We start from the raw sequence: 17,749 nt of genomic DNA on the forward strand, positions 1-17,749 counted from the left end.
GAACCGGGTGACGTCGGGCCGCCCGGTCACCGAGAGGGAGCCGAAGGTGGAGCCGTGGTAGCCGTGGAAGTGGCTGAGGATCTTCACCTTGCCCGGCCTGCCCTGGCTGCGCTGGTACAGCCGGGCCAGCCGCAGCGACGCCTCGACCGCCTCCGAGCCGCCGCTGACCAGCTTCGCCGCCGTGATCGACGCCGGCGCGAGGTCGACCAGCCGCTGGGCCGCCTCCAGCGCGGGGCGGTTGGTGCCGTGCAGCGGCGGGTTGAAGGGCAGGGTGCGCAGCTGCTCGGCGATCGCGTCGGCGATCGGCGCGCAGTCGTAGCCGAAGCAGGTGACGAACACGCCGGACATGCCGTCGAGATAGCCCTTGCCGGCCGTGTCGTGCAGCCGGATGCCCTTGGCCGACTCGAAGAGGATGGAGTCCTCGGAGTAGGGGACTTCGAAGCAGTAGGAGGAGAGGTCGGCGGGCCAGCCGCCGGAGGGCGTGTGCGATGCAGGCATGGCATTCTCCCGTGGGGGGTGAAAGCAGGGGTGAATGGTGCGGCCGGGGTTCAGGCGCCGGCTGTCGCCGTCAGGAGGTCGTGGACGCGCAGTCTGCGGTCGGGGGAGAGCAGCTCGAAGTAGCCGAGCCACACCGGGGTGAGGATGCCGCGCTCCAGGATGTCCTTGGCGATGTCCACGATCACCGGCAGTGAGTGGGCCAGGAGCAGCGGCATCAGCAGCGCCTCGGCGCCGGGCGCGAGCGCGCCGCCCGCCCGGGCGGCGGCGAGGAACGCGCGGGCGCAGTCGGCCTGCCCCGCCGGGTCCGCGATCCGCCCGGCCGTCTCCGCCGTCCAGGCCAGATCCAGCAGGGGGTCCCCGACGTGCAGGTTGTCGAAGTCCAGCAGCGCCAGCGCGGTGGGCGGGGCGGTCCCGGGGGTGAGCAGGACATGGTGGTAGTGCAGATCGCTGTGGACGACGGCCACCCGGTCGGCCGGAACCTCCCCGGCCCGCCGCATCAGCTCCGCGGCCCGTACGACACCGCCGAGCGCCTCGGCCGCGGCGCGCCCCCAGTCGTCGTCGCGCTTCTGTGCCAGCGGCAGCAGCCGTTCCTCCGCGTCGCGCAGGGCGGTGGGCCAGTGCTCCTCCTCGACCAGCCGGGGCAGCCGCAGCGGGGCGAGGCCGGCGCGGACGTCGCCGGGCAGCCGGTCCAGGGCGTCCCGCAGGCGCAGACCGGCGTCGGTGACGGCCGCGGCCTGGACGGGGGTGAGGGCCTGGGCGGCGATGCCCGGGGAGCGCGGCAGCAGTTCGCAGACCAGGCCGTCGCTCCACACACTGGAGTTGCCCGCGACGTCCGGCACCGCCTCCACCACCGGCACGCCGTGGTCGCGGCAGTGGGCCAGGACCTTCTCCTTGAGCGGGTAGAACGCGGGCGGGCGGGCCGCGTCCGGGTTGAGCTGGACCTTCAGGACGTGCCCCGCGCCCTCGGCGCCGACGTGCCACAGCCCGGCGGTGTGGCTGAGCGGGCCGCCCGGGCCGACCGTCAGGGGCCGCAGGGGAAGATCGGCCCAGGCGGCTCCCCAGCGGGTGCGCAGGAGCCGGGCGACCCACGGCCGGGTCCCGGGCACGCCCTCGGATTCTCGCGCCACGTTGCTTGCCTCCTCGCCGTGTGAGGTGTCTTTCTGAGCGGCCGGAATCCGCTTGGAGCGATCTCCATTCGAGCAGCGGGCGATGTCGTGCGACTGTCCTGCGGACGGATCCCTGTGTCCTGGCTGTGTCTTCTCTGTGCCGCAGGGGGGTTGGTGTTCCGTCTGGAGGAAGTCGCCGGAGACAGCGGGAGGTGCCAGATCCGTCCGCTGTCCGGCGCCGGACGACCTCGTGCGGGCGGCCCGCTCCGGCCTACCGTGACGGGGTGAGCGACGAGACGACCGGGCGGGTCCTGGTGCTGGTACTGCCCGAGGTGAACCTGCTGGACCTCGGCGGCCCTGTGCAGGTGTTCGACGCCGCGGCCCGGTTGGGCGGCGGCTACCGGCTGGAGTACACCGCCGAGACGGACGCGCTGCGCTCCGCCCAAGGGCTGCGGCTGGCGGGACTGACACCCCTGCCGGCGTGCCGGGCGGACGCCGGCGACCTGGTGCTCGTACCGGGCCCCCGGCTGACCGGATCCGACCGGCTGGTGTCACCCGCCGCGGTCCGCTGGGTGCGCGAGGCGTACGACGCGGGCGCCCGGGTGGCCTCGGTGTGCAGCGGCGCCGCGGTCCTGGGGGAGGCCGGGCTGCTGGACGGCCGGGCGTGCACGACCCACTGGTCGCTCATCGCGGCGATGCGCGAGAGATACCCGCGCGCCCGGGTCCGCGACGCCGCGCTCTACGTGCACGACGGACGGGTCAGCACCAGCGCGGGCATCTCCTCGGGGATCGACCTCGCGCTGTCCCTCGTCGAGCGCGACCGGGGCCCGGAGCCGGCGGCGGCGGTCGCGCGCGAACTGGTGCTGTATCTGCGGCGGGACGGGGACGCGGCGCAGATCAGCCCGTTCCTGCGGCACCGCGACCACGTCCAGCCCGCGGTGCACCGGGTGCAGGACCACCTCGCGCAGCATCTCGACGCCGCCTTCACCCTGGCGGAACTCTCCGACGTCGCACGGCTGTCCCCGCGCGGCCTGACCCGGGCCTTCACCGCGGCCACCGGCCTCACCCCCTTCGCCTACCAGCGGCGACTGCGGCTGGAGCGCGCCCGCACCCTGCTGTCCGGCACCGATCTGCCGGTCGACGCGGTCGCCCTGCGCTGCGGCTTCAGCGACGCCCGCCAACTGCGCCGCGTGGTCACCGAGGCATTCGGCGTCCCGCCCTCACAACTGCGCTGAACCGCCCCTACGAGGGCCGACGGCACCACGCCGCCGGTCGACGCCCGGATCATGGAGATATGTCTTGTCCAGAGCAAGAACACGCCAGGCACTGCGCCGCACCGGCTGGGCACTGCTCGGTACGACGCTGTCTGTCGCGGCCTTCGCGGGGATCGCCTTCGCCGGGGTGAGCGCGTCGATGGCCGACAGCTTCGCCGCCGCCCCCGCAGCCGGGAAGCGGCCGGCCGCCCGGCCGGTGCCGGACGACCGGATCACGGTGGCGGTCGCCGTCAGCAACGCCGGCTCCGTCGCCACCGACGTACTCGCGCCCTACCAGGTGTTCGCCGAGTCGCCGGGCATGTTCGTCTACACGGTGGCCGCCGAACGCCGTGTCGCCGCGCTGTCCGGCGGCGCCCATCTGCTGCCCGACCACACGCTGGCCGAGGTGACGGACGGCGCCGTGCCGGAGCCCGACGTGGTCGTCGTGCCCGCGGTGACCGACCCCGCCGGCACGGGCGAGGAGGCCCTGCGCCGGTGGATCGTCGAACGCCACCGCAAGGGCGCCCGGATCCTCGGGGTGTGCGCGGGCTCCGAACTGCTGGCCGCCGCCGGCCTGCTCGACGGCCGCAATGCCACCTCGTTCTGGTCCAACATCGGCTCCCTGGAACGCGGTTACCCCGACGTCCACTGGAAGCGCGGGCAGCGCTACGTCGAGGACGGCCGGGTGACCACCACCGCGGGCGTCACCTCCGGCACCGTGGGCGCCCTGAAGCTGGTCGAGGAACTCGCCGGCAAGCAGGAGGCGACCCGGATCGGCACCGGCCTGTCCTACCCCGGCTGGACCCCGGACGGACCGACCTCGATACCGGCCAACCACCTCGCCCCCGGCGACCTGCCGTACGCCCTCAACGCGGCGTTCCCCTGGCTGCGCCCCACCACGGCCGTCGGCCTGGTCGACGGCGTCGAGGAGATCGACGCCGCCGCCGCCTTCGAGGCCTACGGCGGGGTCTCCTTCGCCACCCGGACCGTGGTGGTCGGCGCCCGCGACACCGTCACCACCCGCCACGGCCTGGTCCTCGTCACCCGGCCCGCGCAGGGCGGCGCCCAGGGCGCGGACCGCTTCGTGGTGCCCGGCGTCGAGAACGCCTCCGGCGTCGGCGCCCCGCTGCGCGACTGGGCCCGCCGCAACGGGCTCACCCCCGAACTGCCCGGCGGCGGACGGAAGTCCGGGGAGTTCGGCTTCGATCCGGTGCTGCGCGACCTCGCCGCACACGGCGACCGCCGTACGGCGCTGGTCACCGCGAAGTTCTCGGAGTACCCCTCGGCCCACCTGGAGCTGACGGGCGCGGCGTGGCCCTGGCGGTCCACCGCGCTGGCCGCGGCGGCGGTGCTGCTGAGCGTGGGGGTGGGGGTGACGCCGATGGGGGTGCGGCGGGTTCTGCGTGGACGCCGTGAGCAGAGCGCTCGCACGTGAGCCGGTGATCCGGCGGCTGATCAGCTCAGCGCGCCCGCACGGAGCTGATGTGCCGTCCACCAGGAGGCGATGCGGGCGCGGGAGCCGTGGTCGAGTTTGGCGAGGATGTTGCGGACGTGGAAGTCGACCGTGCGGGGGGAGCAGCCGAGGGCGGAGCCGATCTGGCGGTTGGTCATGCCTTGGGCGATCAGGGCGGCGACTTCTTGTTCGCGGCGGGTGAGGGGGGCGTCGTGAGGCTGGGTCCCGTGACGGGTGTGGAGGTCGTCGGCGCGCGGGTCGCCTGAGGGCAGCGGGGTGCCGGTGACGGTGAGCGGTGAGCGGGCGTCCGACGCGGTGATCCACGCCAGCCGCTCGACCAGCCTCGGTGTCCCGCTGCTGTGGCCGAGGCTCCGCAGCGCCGACAGGGTCAGCTCCCTCGCCTCCCGTGGATCGTCGAGAGCCCAGGTGCGCCGGCCCAGGATCGTCAGCAGGAAGGAGTAGTTCCACCGGAGGCCGCGGACCTCGGCCTCCGCCAGCGCGCGCCCCAGGGTTTCCGGGGCGCGCGGGTCCTCGCCGAGGATCTGTACGACGGCCAGCGCGCAGCTCCAGACGGCCGCGCCGTCACGGTCGCCCAGCGCGGCGTGCTCCGCCACCGCCTGCTCGACCAGGCCGACGGCCTCGGCTAGCCGGCCCCGGAAGAGCGCCGAGACACCGAGGTGCCCCCGCACCCGGGCGCCCAGCGCCAACTCGCCCAGCCGCCGGGCGAGTTCACCGGCCTCGGCCAGCCGCCGGGCCGCCGTCGGCAGGTCGTAGCGGGCCTGTGCCAGGGCGGCGGCGGCCAGCAGCGCGCGTGCGCGGGCCGGGGTCGGGCGGGGCGCCTCGGCCAGGGTCCGGTCCAGGTGCCGCCGGCCCTGGGTGAGGGATCCGCTCGCGATCCAGTGGTGTTCCAGGGCGGCGGCCAGGGAGAGCGCGGCTTCGGCGTCGTTGTTCTGGGAGTGCTGGGAGTGCTGGGAGCGCTGGGCGTACTGAGAACCCTGAGGGCCCTGGGAACTCTGGGGGCGCTGAGAATCGTGAGAGTCCTGAGGGCCCTGGGAGTCGTGAGAACCGGCGGCGTCCGGCCAACTACCCCCGGCGTCCGGCCAACTACCCCCGGCGTCCGGACAAATGCCCCCGGCCTCCTGCGGAGCGCCCCCCGCACCCGATCCGGCGTCCCCTATACCCGATCCGGCATCCCCGGCGCCCACCCGCTCCAGCGCCGCCAGCAGATTCCCGTGCTCGGCCCGGAACCACGCCAGGAACTCCCCCTGCCGAGGCCCGGACCAGTCCGCGTGCAGGCGTTCGGCGCGCGCCCGATAGAAGTCACGGTGCCGCCGCACCAGCAGAGGCAGCGCGCCGGAGGCCGCCAGCCGCTCCCCGCCGTAGTGCCGGACGCTCTCCAGCAGCCGGTAGCGGGGCGCGCCGCCCGCGCCGGGAGCCTCCACCAGGGACTGGGCGGCCAGCCGGTCCAGCACGTCGAGCACCTCGCGCTCGTCGAGCCCCTCGCCCGCGCACACACTCTCGGCCGCCTCCAGGGTGAAACCCCCCGCGAACACCGACAGCCGGCTCCACAGCAACCGCTCCTGCGGGCGGCACAGCTCCCAGCTCCGGTCGATCGCGCCGCGCAGGCTGCGCTGCGGCCGGGCGGTACGGGCGCCCGCCGTCAGCAGCGCGAACCGGTCCGCCATCCGCTCCGCGACCTGCTGGACGCTCAGTGTGCGCAGCCGGGACGCGGCCAGCTCGACCGCCAGCGGCAGCCCGTCCAGCTCCGCGCACAGCCGCTCGACGACGGCCCGGTCGGCGCCGGTGACCTGGAAGCCGGGGCGGAGCGCGGCCGTCCGGTCGTACAGCAGCTCGGCGGCCTCGGCGGGGCGCAGGGGCGGGACGGGGAAGGCGTGTTCGCCCGGCAGGCCCAGGGTCTCGCGGCTGGTGGCCAGGACGCGCAGCCGGGGTGCCGCCGACAGGAGGTCCAGGGTCAGCCGCGCGCAGGCGCCCAGCAGGTGTTCGCAGTTGTCCAGGACCAGCAGGGCGTCCCGTCCGGCCAGCTGCGCGGCGACTCGCTCCGGCCAGGGCCCGCGATCCTGGTCCGGCAGGCGCAGCGCGACCGCGACCGCGCGGGCCACGGCCGACGGGTCGTGGACCGGGGCCAGATCCACCAGATAGGCCCCGCCCGGAAAGGTCCCGGCGGCCTCGAGGGCCAGCCGGGTCTTGCCCACCCCGGCCGTCCCCGTGAGGGTCACCAGCCGTGCCGTGCCCAGGAGCCGGCGGATCTCCGGCAGCTCCCGCCGGCGGCCCACGAAGCTGGTGAGGGAGGCGGGCAGGGCTGTGTTCACGTCCGTTTCTCCTGGGCGCACACGCGACTGCGGTCGGACACCGGGTCAGGCGGCCTCGCTTCCGGCCGTCCGCCGGGGGCGGCCCGGCGACTGGTGCGTCGTCCACCAGGCCGCTATCCGGGCGCGGTTGGCGCATCCGAGCTTGGCGAGGACGTTGCGTACGTGGCCGTCGACGGTGCGCCGGGACAGTTCGAGAGTGGCTGCGATCGCCCGGTTGGTCATGCCCTGGGCCACCAGCGCGGCCACTTCCCGTTCGCGGCGGGTCAGCGGGTCCGGGACCCGCCGGGGGGCCGGGTCTTGTGTGTTCTCCCGCGCGTTCAGGGCCTGTTCAGCGGCTGCGGCCGGGGTGTCGTACCAGCGGCCGGCGGCCAACTCGGTCCGGTACCGCTTCGGGCCCAGCGCCCGCAGGGCCGCTTCCTCGCAGCGGGCGTGGTGGTGCGCCGACCACGGACCGGACGTGACGCCGGCGTTGTCCCGCAGGGCGGCGGCGGAGCCGAGCAGCCGGGCGGCCTGCCGGAAGTCGCCGTGGGAGGCGGTGGCCCAGGCGAGCAGTTCCACCATCGCGGCGGCGCCCCTGAGGTCGTCGAAACCCTGGTGGCTCTCCAGCGCCGCCCGGCTCAGGGCCAGGGCCGTCGGCTGGTCGCCGCGGTTCCAGGCGTCGCGGGCCAGGGTCCGCAGCACGTGGGCCCGTACCAGGCGTTCCCCCCGCGCGTCGGCGAGGGCGAGGGCGCGGCGGCCGGCGTGGGCGGTGTCGGGGTGGCCGAGCCGGCTGAGGACGCGGAGCAGGTGGAAGAGCGCGACGAGGAGACAGGGCGCGTCGCCCGGTCCGGTGCACGCGGCGACGGCGGCCTCGTACTGGGCGCGGGCGGGCTCCAGTTGTCCCCGGAGCTCTGCGGACCGGCCGCGCAGGGTCAGGAGGTCGGCGTGTTCCTCCGGCGGGTCTGGCTGTCCGGGCAGGGGCAGGAGGTGCGCGTGCTCCTCCGCCAGCCAGGCGTCGGCCGCCTCCGCGTCGCCCTGGAGCAGCGCCGTCCAGGCCGCCGCCCGCAGCGCGCGGGCTCGCTCGGGGGTGGGTTCGGGCGCCGCCGCCAGCGTCTGTTCGAACTGCCGGCGCCCCTCGCCGAGGAAGCCGCCGGCGCACCAGTGGAAGCGCAGTGCGGTGACCAGCTTCAGGGTGGCGCGCGGATCGTCGTGGAAGTCCAGTGCCGCGAGCAGATCGCCGTGTTCGGCCCGCAGCCGGTCCAGCTCCGCCGCCTGCCCGGGGCCGCACCAGCGGGCGGCCATCCCCTGGGCGAGGCCGAGGAAGAAGTCGCGGTGCCGGCGCCGCAGCCGCCGCTCCTCCCCGGACCCGGCGAGACGTTCGCGCCCGTACCGGCGGACGCTTTCGAGCAGCCGGTAGCGCCGCTCGCCCTCAGGGCCGCACAGCAGGACGACGGACTGGGCGGTGAGCCGGTCGAGGAGGCCGAGCACCTCGGCGCGGGCGACGCCGGCGCCGGAGCACACCTCTTCGGCCGCGTCCAGGGCGAAGTCGCCGGCGAAGACCGTCAGCCGGTGCCACAGCACCCGCTCGGCCGGGTCGCACAGGCCGTAGCTGTGCTCGACGGCCGCTCTCATCGTGCGGTGTCTCGGCGGCCCGGTCCGGCTGCCCCCGGTGAGGGACGGCAGCCGGTCCGTCAGCTGTTCCACGGACAGGGTCCGCAGCCGGGGCGCGGCCAGCTGGACGGCGAGCGGGAGTCCGTCGAGCCGCGCGCACAGGCGCCGGACCGATGCGGGGGGCGCGGCGTCGAGCCGTTTCACACCGTGGAACTCCGCGGCCCGCGCCCGCAGCAGTTCGACGGCGTCCTCCTGCGGCAGCGGGGCGACGGTGAGGACGTGTTCGCCGTCGACGCCGAGCAGATGGCGGCTGGTGACGAGGACGCGTATCCCGGGCGCCATCTGGAGCAGGGTGCGGGCGAGTTCGGCGCAGTCGTCGGCGAGGTGTTCGCAGTTGTCCAGCACGATCAGCGCCCGGCGGCCGGCCAGCCGTTCGGCGAGCCGGCCGTGATCAGGGACGCCCAGGGCGGTCGCGACGGCCCGCGCCACCGTGGAAGGCCGCTGGACCGGGGCCAGGTCGACCAGCCACACCCCGTCGGGGAACTCCTCGCGGACGGCCGAGGCCGCCTCCAGCGCCAGCCGCGTCTTGCCCACGCCGCCGGGGCCGGTCAGGGTGAGCAGCCGTGCCGCGCGCAGCCGCGCCCCGATCTCGGCGGTCTCCCGCCGCCTGCCGACCAAGCCGGTCAGGGCGGGGGCGGTGGGGAGATTCCCGGTACGCGAGACGGTGGCTGCCATCGGGGTTCTTGCTCCTGGCCTGGTGAAAGTACGGGGTCGCGGCCCTGTACCGGCACCTCGTGAAAGTGCTTCTGGCGCCGGGGCGGGTCCGGCGAGGAAGCTGCCTGACGGGAGAGTTGTTTGAAAATTAACCCATATGGGCGTCCCTGGAGCGCCGGGCCCTGCCGCTTCCCGCAACTTCCCGTGATCTGTGACGTTCCGAGAAAGATTCAGGTACCAGACATGAGCGACCGGCTGGACTTCAGTCTCACGCAGCTGCTGTATTTCGTGACCATCGCCGAGACCGGGAACATCTCCGAGGCCGCGGCCAGGCTGCACGCCTCGCAGTCCGCCGTCTCGTCGGCCATGCAGCGGCTGGAGCGCCAGCTGGGCAGCCAGTTACTGCTGCGCCGGCACGCCAAAGGGGTGGCGCTGACGCCGAGCGGGCGGGTCCTGCTCGACGACGCCCGGACCGTCCTGCGGCAGGCCCGCACCCTCAAGGACCGCAGCAGCGGCCTGCGGGACGAGACCACGGGACAACTGGACGTGGGCTGCTGCCACTCGCTCACCCCGTTCGTCATCCCGCGCACCCTCGCCAGGCTGGCGAAGACCCACCCGGGGCTCAGGGTCGACGTCCATGACACCACCAGCCCTGCGGAGCTGATGCTCGACGGGGTCTGCGAACTGCTGGTGACGTACAACTTCACCCGGGTCGACGGAGGCAGGTTCGTCGAGCTGGCCGTACCCCCGCTCTACGCCCTGATCTCCCGCGAGCACCCCCTGGCGGCAGCGGAAAGAGCCTCCCTCACGGAACTCGCACGGGAGACCCTCCTGATCCCGGACCTCCCCGCCGAAGACCCCCACTTCGCCTACACGAGGTCGCTCTTCGACGGAGCCGCAACGCCGATGCCCAGGATCATCCGTACGACGGGACGGGAGGCGGTGAGAGAACTGGCCGCCGCGGGCGCGGGCTTCGCCCTCACCCACCACCGCCCGTCCTTGGACGGCGGCGGCATCGCGCTCCTGGAGGTCGCCGACCGGCGGCCCCATCTCTCCATAGGGGTGACGACGATGACGGACGTGGCGCCGAGCCAGCGCATGGTGTCTTTCGTCAGCGCGCTTCAGGAGACGGTGGGGGAGATCTACGCGCCGGCATCCGTACCGCGGCCGGCCGGTAGCCGGATGTGAGGGCTGCGGTGAGCCTCGCGCCGGAGCCGAGCACCTTCCGCATGCACAGCACGGGACATGAGCCGGCCCGCGCCACCTGAGATCCCAGCCGGCTGACGCGGGACGGGCCGTCCAGGACCCGCACCCGAGCGGCGCGCACGGCCGGCAGATCCCGCCCCCGGGCGGCCCGGTGAGCAACTCCGGCTCCCGTAGCGCCTGTTCCGAACCGTGCGCGCCGCAGCTCGCAGCCGCCGCCGATATCCGCGACCCGCGAGAAACCCCGGGAGCGAATTCGGCGGTTCTTTGCGGTCCGGTGGATTCATTCAGCCGATTCGGACGACTAGGAGTCCGGTTTAGCGGCGTGGGCTCTGCACCCCCGGGGCGAGCGCGGAACCGCCCTGACCTGCTTCGATCTGTGGCAGGCCGCTGCTCCCGCCGCAAAGGGCCCCCGTCCCGCGAAATCGGAGAGAAACAGTCATGCAGACATCGGAACCGTCCCCACGCCCGGGCAACCTCCCGTCATTGACGGGTGTGCGAGCTCTCGCGGCCCTCTGTGTGCTGATCACCCATATCGCCGGACTTTTCCCCGGCGCCCCCAAGGTGCTCATGACGATCGGCCCGGTCTCGCTGACTCTCTTCTTCATGCTCAGCGGATTCATCCTGGCCTGGGTCCACGATCCGAAAGACACCCTGCCGCTGTTCTGGCGCCGGCGCGTGGTCAAGATTTTCCCCAACCATCTGGTCACCTTCGTGATCACCCTGGCCCTGATGTTCCTCGCCGGTGTGTCGATCAAGGCGATCAACACACTCCCGGTGCTTTTCCTGGTCGAGCCCTGGGTGCCTCATCTCGACACCCGCGGCGGGCTGATCGGCATCAATGTGCCGACCTGGTCCCTCTGCTGCGAGATCGTCTTCTACCTGGCGTTCCCCTGGCTGATCCGGATCATCGGGCGCATCCGTCCGGAACGGCTGTGGGCGGTGGTGGCCGGCGTCACCGCGGCGGTCTTCCTGGTCCCGTTCGCCGCCGTGCTGCTGCCGACCGAACCGGCCACGACATGGGATCCGACGATCCCGGAATGGCACAGCTGGTTCGTGTACAGCTTCCCTTTCACCAGGATTCTCGAATTCATTCTCGGCATTCTGATGGCGCGTATCGTGATGACCGGAAAATGGATTCGGCTGGGTATCCCAACGGCTTTCCTCCTGGCAGCCGTATGCGTAGTGATCCAGTCCTACCTGCCCGGTATATTCCGCATTTCCGCCGGGACGGCCGCGTTCCCGATCGCCCTGGTCGTCGCGGCCCTCGCCGCCGCCGACGTGCGGGGGGTGCGGACGGCTTTCAGCGGCCGGACCGTGGTGTGGCTGGGAGAACTCGCGTTCGCCTTCTACATGGTGCACTGGCTGGTCATCCAGTACGGCCCGATCGGCGCTGTGCACGTCACCGGCGGATTCGCCTCGTCCCCGACGATGTGGCTGGTCCGCATACCGCTGACCATCGCGCTCACGTTCGCCTTCGCCGTGGCCCTCCACACGCTGGTCGAACGCCCTGCGGTACGGCGCTTCAGCCGCCCGGCCCGCCGCAAGGAACAGCGGGTCGAGGCCCCCGAACCGGTCGGCGCGCGGTGACCCCCCACCACCCGGCGTCGACTTCCCCCTGCGAGAGCCCCTGGAGCTGTCCCCCATGACGAACGCCCCTGTCACCGCTGTCCCCGGATTCCCCGTCACCCGCCCCGACTCCCGCCCCCTCGACCCGGACACGGCCTACGCCAGGCTGCGGGCCGAGGAGCCGATATCGCGGGTGCGCTGCCCGGCCGGCATGGACGCGCGGCTGGTCAGCCGCTACGAGGACATCCGGGAAGTCCTGGCGAACCCGACGCTCAGCTCCCGCGCCGCGGGCTCCGACCACATGCTGCCGTCCTACGACCCGCGCGAGCCGCTCCCGGGATTCATGATCCAGCTGGACGGCGCGGAGCACTCACGGCTGCGGCGGATGCTGCGCGGCGCGTTCACCGTACGGCGGACGGAGGCGCTGCGGCCGTACATCCAGAAGATCACCGACGCGCACATCGACACGATGCTCACCGGCTCCGGCGCCGACCTGGTACGGGAGTTCGCCCTGCCGATCCCGGCCCAGGTGATCTGCGAGCTGCTCGGTGTGCCCTACGGCGACCACGCGGCCTTCCAGCAGGACAGCCAGACGCTGATGAGCTTCGAGGAGGACGAGGTGACCCGCGCCGCGGCCGACCGGCGGCTGAAGGACCACCTCGGCGAGCTGATCGAGCGACGGTTCGCCGAGCCGCGGGACGACCTGCTGAGCCGGCTCATCGCCCGCGGCGCCGCGAGCGAACGGCCGCTGACCGTCGAGGAGCTGTCCACGCTCGGCGTGCTGCTGCTGGTCGCCGGACATGAGACGACCGCCAACATGATCACCCTCAGCACGCTGACGCTGCTCCAGAACCCGGCCTGGGCCGCCACGCTGCGCGCCGCGCCCGAGACGATCGGCACCGCGGTGGAGGAACTCCTGCGCTACCTGTCGGTGATCCAGTTCGGTCTTGTCCGGTACGCCACCGAGGACACCACCGTCGGCGGCACCGAGGTGAGCGCGGGGGAGTGGCTGGTCGCCGCGCTCCCCTCCGGCAACCGGGACGAGAGCGTGTACCCGGACCCGGACACCGTCGACCTCGGCCGCAAGGCCCGCACGAACCTGGCCTTCGGGTTCGGCGCGCACCAGTGCATCGGCGACCACCTGGCCCGCATCGAACTCCAGGTCACCCTCTCCACCCTGCTGCGCCGCCTGCCGGGACTCCGGCTGGAGAAGCGGCTCGGGCCGTCGGACTTCAAGCACAACGACATCGTCTACGGCCTGCGCAGCATGCCCGTCCTGTGGTGACAACGCCTCACCCGCCGGCCCCCACCCCATGAAAGGCATCCGTATGGCACGCCCACCCCTGCCCGCTTTCCCGACCGAGAGGCTGGACTCCCGTCCTTTCGACCCCGCCGACGTCTACGCCAAGTTGCGCGCAGACGCCCCCGTGGCGCAGGTGCGCTGCCCGGCCGGGATGGACGCGTGGCTGGTCAGCCGGTACGAGGACATCCGGGAGGCGCTCGCGAATCCACGGCTCAGCTCCCGCGGCGCGGGCGTCACCCACATGCTCCCGTCCTACGGCGTCCCCGAGCCGCTGCCGGGCTGGGTGTTCCTGCTGGACGGCGCGGAGCACACCCGGCTGCGGCGGATGCTGGTCGGCGAGTTCACCTCGCGCCGGGTGGAGACACTGCGGCCGCGCATCCAGAAGATCACCGACGACCGCATCGACGCGATGCTGGCCGGTTCCGGCGCGGACCTGGTACGGGACTTCGCGCTGCCCGTCCCGTTGCGGATGATCTGCGAGCTGGTCGGGGTGCCGTACACCGACCCCGAGGCGCTGGTGCGGGACAGCTATCTCCTGGGCAACACCGCCACGGACGACAGCGTCCGCCAGGCGGCTGGAGAACGGCTGATACACCGGGTCAGTGAAGTGGTCGTGCAGCGGCTCGCCGTGCCGCGGGACGATCTGCTGAGCCGGCTCATCGCCCGCGGCAAGGAGACCGAACGCCCGCTGACCGTCGAGGAGTTGGTCAACCTCGGCGTCCTGCTGCTGGTGTCCGGCCATGAGTCGACCGCCAACATGATCGCGCTGGGCGCCCTGGCGCTGCTGGAGAACCCCGGCGTGTGGGACCAGTTGCGCGCCGAGCCGGACACGGCCGCCGCGACCGTCGAGGAACTGCTGCGCTACCTGTCGGTGATCCAGTTCGGGGTGCCCCGGTACGCCACCGAGGACGTCACCCTCGGCGGGCGGACGGTGAAGGCGGGGGAGTGGCTGGTCGCCGCGCTCCCCTCCGGCAACCGGGACGAGAGCGTGTACCCGGACCCGGACGCCCTGGACCCCGGCCGGCGGGCGCGTACCCACCTGGCGTTCGGCTACGGCCCGCACCAGTGCGTCGCCCAGCAGCTGGCCCGTGTCGAACTCCAGGTCGCGCTGTCCACCCTCGCGCGCCGGCTGCCCGGACTGCGGCCGGCGAAACCGCTGGAGCACTTCGATTTCAGGCGTGACGACCTCTCCTACGGGGTGCTGAACATGCCGGTCGAGTGGTGAAGAGCGGCCTTGCCGCATCGCTTCATCCGATGCACTGCATCGAGAAAACGAGATTTACCGCTCCAGGCGGAGCACAGCAGAATTTCTTTCGTGATTGCTCGTTCCAGTGAATAAAAAGAGGAGTGGAACCTCATGGTCACCGAAGAGCTGGCGGGCAAGCGGGCCGTGGTCACCGGCGGCAGCCGAGGGATCGGCGCCGCCATCGCCCAGAACCTGCTCGACGCCGGCGCCCGCGTCGTCATCGGCGCCCGCAGCACCGACGAAAGCACCCCGTCCGGCGCCGAGTTCGTGAAGGCCGACCTCAGCACCCCCGAGGGCGTACGGGCGTTGGCGGACAGCGCGCTCGAAGTGCTGGGCGGGGTGGACATCGTCGTCAACAACGCGGGCGGGGTCCGCTCCTTCCACCCGGTGCTCGACCTGGAGGAGGACTGGCAGTACACGGTGGGGCTGAACTTCCTCTCCGCCGTCCGGCTCAACGCGGCCCTGGTGCCCTCGCTGCGGGAGAGCGGCGGCGGTGTCGTCGTCCATGTCTCGACGACGGCCACCATCGCGGCGTACCCGATGCTGTACCACTACGCCGCCGCGAACGCCGCCCTGGAGACGTACAGCCGGGGGCTGGCCGCCGAGCTGGCGCCGGACGGGATCCGGGTGGTCTCGGTGTGTCTGGGGAACGTGGAGACGCCGGCCTCGAAGGCGGCGCGCGGGCAGATCGTCGAGTACCTGGGCGGCGATCCGGCCAGCGCGGACCTCGACGGGCTCGCGGCGCAGTGGGCCTCGGAGATCCCGCTCGGCCGGCTGGGCGAGTCCCAGGACGTCGCGGACGCGGTGAGCTTCCTGGTCTCGCCGCGCGCGTCATGGATCACCGGCAGCAACGTCGTCATCGACGGCGGGAAGACCGCGGGGCTCGCCTGACCGCAGCCGCCGCCGGCGTCCCGTCCGGGGAATCACGCACTCTCGGCATGAGGCTGAGCGGCGCTCAGCGTGTGACACCTGGTCGGGTCGCCGGCGCAGGGGACCGCGGTGCCGTGGGCGAGGATCTCCCAGGCGAACCCGACGATGCCGGCCTGGAGCCGGGACTCCACGTCGAGTTTGGCCAGTATCTGGGCGACGTGGGCCTTGGTGGTGCGCTCGGTGATGGCCAGCTGGGTCGCGATGGCCCGGTTCGACGACCCCTTCGCCAGCATCCGGAAGACATCGAGTTCACGCTCGGACAACAGCGGCACGCGCGTCAGAGCGGCGTCCCAGACGTCGTGATGGACCAGGACCGCCTGCCGGCCGGTGACGAAGTGCTGGGACGTGATCAGGAGTTCTGTGCTGCGCATGTGTCCTCTGACTGATAGGCGGTCGTCTCATGGGGTGAGCGCACGCTGGGCAGATCGATTCCCGGCCGGCCGAATGACGCCGCGCCGGGTGGATTTCGGCCACTTCCGGCGGCGTACTCGTATGCGGCCCGACAGAGGCGTGGCACATGCGCGGAATTTCGCGGCGCACCTTCGATATTCCGGACCGCGGCTAAGGCGCGGGTCCGACGTCGACGCCGGAAAGGAATTGCGGTGCGAGCAGCGTAAGGGGTCTGGCTCCCCCACCCACGATGATCCCCCCGAACATCTCGATGGAACGGCATCCCGAACGAAAGGCGAGCGATGCGCACACGGGTGGGCGACCTCTTGAGGTCGCTTCCTCACATTAAGTTACCCGGTGCCTACCGGATTGAGCAATGCCGGATCCGGGATCCGAGACGAGTGGCTGCATTTATGCGATGAGGCTTGAATTCACGCGTCATCCGGCGAAATACGGGAGAGCGCCCGGAGGTGCCTCCGGGCGCTCTTCGGACACGTGCGGACGGGGTTAGGGAACGCCGGCGAGCCGCAGCAGCGCCGCCGTGCCGGCCGCCGCGAGGACGACGACGAGAAAGGGCGCCCCGCGCCAGGCGAGCACCCCGCCGACCAGGACCCCGAGCCCCCGGGCCGCGCCGGCGAAGCCCTCGCCCTCGGTGAGCGCCGCCGTGGCCGTCAGCGCGGCGAGCAGGACGACCGCCGAGGCCTCCAGCAGCTTCTCGGCCTGTTTCGGGAAGGTGACCTTCGCCCGCAGGGCGGGGCCGGACAGGCGCAGCAGGAAGGTTCCGGCCGCCAGGGCGGCCATCGCCGCCAGCGCCGGCAGCAGGGGAAAGGTGCCGCTCATCGCGCCGCTCCCTCGAGGTTCTTCGTCCGCAGCAGCGGCAGTGCGGCCAGCGCGGCCAGGACCGGCAGTCCGGCCGGCAGGAAGGCGGTGAGGGCCAGCGCGACCGCCGAGCCGACCAGCGCGGTCCGCCGCAGTGCCCGGTCCTTCAGCGCGGGCAGGATCAGGGCCAGGATCACCGCGGGGAACATCGCGTCCAGGCCGAGGGCGTCGGTGTCCTTGACGACGCTGCCGAGCAGCGCGCCGAGCGCGGCGCCGACGGGCCAGCAGGCCAGGATGCCGAGGCCGCAGGCCCAGTACGCGGCCCGCTTGCGGGCGATCCCCTCCTGGGCGAGGGCGAAGACGACCGTCTCGTCGTTCATCAGATGCGTGCCGAGCAGCCCGCGCCAGCCCCGCCCGAGCACATCGGGCACCGCCAGACCGAACGGCAGATGGCGGGCGTTGACCAGCAGACCCGCCGCCAGCGCGGCGATCGGACTGCCCCCGGCGGCGATGATCCCGACGAAGAGGAACTCGGACGACGCCGCCAGCACGAGCGCCCCCATGACCACCGGGAACCACCAGGGAAATCCCGAGGTGACCGCGATGGCTCCGTACGACAGACCGATGACCCCCACTGCCAGGCAGACCAGGGCGATGTCGCGCAATGGCCCCTTGCCCAGCGTTTCCCATAACGTACGCATGGCGTTTATGGTGAACACCCTGGACGGTGTTCGTCAAGGCGAACGATTGACCATTGGAGCGAACGCGCGTGTCCGATGCCGCCCCCAGCCTCAAGCCGCCCCTGGCGGTGATCGCCGCCTCCCTGCGGGCCGAACGGGTCCGGGCCGGGCTCTCCCTCACCGAGGTCGCCCGGCGCGCCGGGCTCGCCAAGTCCACGCTCTCGCAACTGGAGTCCGGCACCGGCAACCCCAGCCTGGAGACGCTGTGGGCGCTGTGCGTGGCCCTGGAGATCCCCTTCTCCCGGCTGCTGGCCGCCTCCCGTCCCCCCGTCCAGGTGATCCGCGCGGGCGAGGGACCGGGCATAGGCGCGGCGCAGAGCGACTACCGGGCCACCCTGCTGGCCGCCTCCCCTCCAGGGGCGCGGCGGGACGTCTACAGCATCGCGGCCGAGCCGGGTCCGCAGCGCTCCTCCGCCCCGCACCTGCCCGGCGTCGTCGAGCACGTCGTGATCAGCGCGGGCCGGGCCCTGGTGGGCACCGCCGATGAACCGGTGGAACTGCACCCGGGCGACTACATCAGCTACCCGGCCGACGTCCCGCACGTCTTCCGGGCACTGGAGCCCGGCACCCGCGCGGTCCTCGTCTCGGAGCACTCCTGAGCGCAC

15 protein-coding genes are annotated in these 17,749 nt (G+C 72.8%); 8 read left to right on the forward strand and 7 right to left on the reverse strand.

Annotated features, from left to right (window positions below):
- A partial coding sequence (locus tag ACYUD3_RS18390; protein WP_470970994.1) for an aminotransferase class III-fold pyridoxal phosphate-dependent enzyme occupies positions 1-498 on the reverse strand: 498 nt, incomplete at its 3' end.
- A 50-nt stretch (positions 499-548) separates the two neighbouring features.
- The gene (locus ACYUD3_RS18395; protein WP_470970997.1) at positions 549-1,625 is read right to left on the reverse strand and encodes a phosphotransferase; all 1,077 of its coding nucleotides are present in this window, start codon (positions 1,623-1,625) and stop codon (positions 549-551) included.
- 263 nt (positions 1,626-1,888) lie between these two features.
- Here ACYUD3_RS18395 and ACYUD3_RS18400 point away from each other — a divergent pair, with 263 nt between their 5' ends.
- Positions 1,889-2,839 carry a GlxA family transcriptional regulator gene (locus tag ACYUD3_RS18400; protein ID WP_470970999.1) on the forward strand — a complete coding sequence of 317 codons (951 nt, stop codon included), beginning with the start codon at positions 1,889-1,891 and terminating at the stop codon, positions 2,837-2,839.
- A gap of 64 nt (positions 2,840-2,903) precedes the next feature.
- Positions 2,904-4,292 (forward strand): DJ-1/PfpI family protein, encoded by a 1,389-nt coding sequence (locus ACYUD3_RS18405; protein WP_470971002.1) that lies wholly within the window; start codon positions 2,904-2,906, stop codon positions 4,290-4,292.
- Positions 4,293-4,312: 20 nt separating this feature from the next.
- On the opposite strand, the gene ACYUD3_RS18410 is transcribed toward ACYUD3_RS18405, so the two are convergent.
- Entirely contained in the window at positions 4,313-6,640 is a 2,328-nt protein-coding gene (locus ACYUD3_RS18410; RefSeq protein ID WP_470971004.1) for an ATP-binding protein, read from the reverse strand.
- Between the two features lie 45 nt (positions 6,641-6,685).
- Complete coding sequence (locus tag ACYUD3_RS18415; protein ID WP_470971007.1) at positions 6,686-8,965, reverse strand: ATP-binding protein; 2,280 nt, start codon at positions 8,963-8,965, stop codon at positions 6,686-6,688.
- Between the two features lie 222 nt (positions 8,966-9,187).
- On the opposite strand from ACYUD3_RS18415, the gene ACYUD3_RS18420 reads away from it, so the two are divergent.
- From ACYUD3_RS18420 to ACYUD3_RS18440, 5 genes are all read left to right on the forward strand, one after another.
- Positions 9,188-10,132 (forward strand): LysR family transcriptional regulator, encoded by a 945-nt coding sequence (locus ACYUD3_RS18420; RefSeq protein ID WP_470971009.1) that lies wholly within the window; start codon positions 9,188-9,190, stop codon positions 10,130-10,132.
- Positions 10,133-10,588: 456 nt separating this feature from the next.
- The gene (locus ACYUD3_RS18425) at positions 10,589-11,737 is read left to right on the forward strand and encodes an acyltransferase family protein (protein ID WP_470971011.1); all 1,149 of its coding nucleotides are present in this window, start codon (positions 10,589-10,591) and stop codon (positions 11,735-11,737) included.
- Positions 11,738-11,792: 55 nt separating this feature from the next.
- Positions 11,793-13,001: a cytochrome P450 gene (locus ACYUD3_RS18430; RefSeq protein ID WP_470971014.1), complete on the forward strand. Its 1,209-nt coding sequence runs from the start codon at positions 11,793-11,795 to the stop codon at positions 12,999-13,001.
- Between the two features lie 43 nt (positions 13,002-13,044).
- Positions 13,045-14,244 (forward strand): cytochrome P450, encoded by a 1,200-nt coding sequence (locus tag ACYUD3_RS18435; RefSeq protein ID WP_470971016.1) that lies wholly within the window; start codon positions 13,045-13,047, stop codon positions 14,242-14,244.
- 132 nt (positions 14,245-14,376) lie between these two features.
- A complete protein-coding gene (locus ACYUD3_RS18440; protein ID WP_470971019.1) occupies positions 14,377-15,156 on the forward strand; it encodes an oxidoreductase in 780 nt (259 codons plus the stop codon).
- 32 nt (positions 15,157-15,188) lie between these two features.
- On the opposite strand, the gene ACYUD3_RS18445 is transcribed toward ACYUD3_RS18440, so the two are convergent.
- The 3 genes from ACYUD3_RS18445 to ACYUD3_RS18455 form a co-directional block, all read right to left on the reverse strand.
- A complete protein-coding gene (locus ACYUD3_RS18445) occupies positions 15,189-15,566 on the reverse strand; it encodes a LuxR C-terminal-related transcriptional regulator (RefSeq protein WP_470971021.1) in 378 nt (125 codons plus the stop codon).
- A 526-nt stretch (positions 15,567-16,092) separates the two neighbouring features.
- Positions 16,093-16,425 carry an AzlD domain-containing protein gene (locus ACYUD3_RS18450; protein ID WP_470971024.1) on the reverse strand — a complete coding sequence of 111 codons (333 nt, stop codon included), beginning with the start codon at positions 16,423-16,425 and terminating at the stop codon, positions 16,093-16,095.
- Positions 16,422-17,105, reverse strand: coding sequence for an AzlC family ABC transporter permease (locus ACYUD3_RS18455; RefSeq protein ID WP_470971027.1), 684 nt, complete (start codon positions 17,103-17,105; stop codon positions 16,422-16,424). Before ACYUD3_RS18455 ends, ACYUD3_RS18450 begins: the two co-directional genes overlap by 4 nt.
- A gap of 68 nt (positions 17,106-17,173) precedes the next feature.
- On the opposite strand from ACYUD3_RS18455, the gene ACYUD3_RS18460 reads away from it, so the two are divergent.
- Positions 17,174-17,743: a helix-turn-helix domain-containing protein gene (locus tag ACYUD3_RS18460; RefSeq protein WP_470971029.1), complete on the forward strand. Its 570-nt coding sequence runs from the start codon at positions 17,174-17,176 to the stop codon at positions 17,741-17,743.
- The last annotated feature ends 6 nt before the right edge of the window (positions 17,744-17,749 follow it).

It is taken from the genome of Streptomyces sp. AMJ-169 (assembly GCF_055597585.1).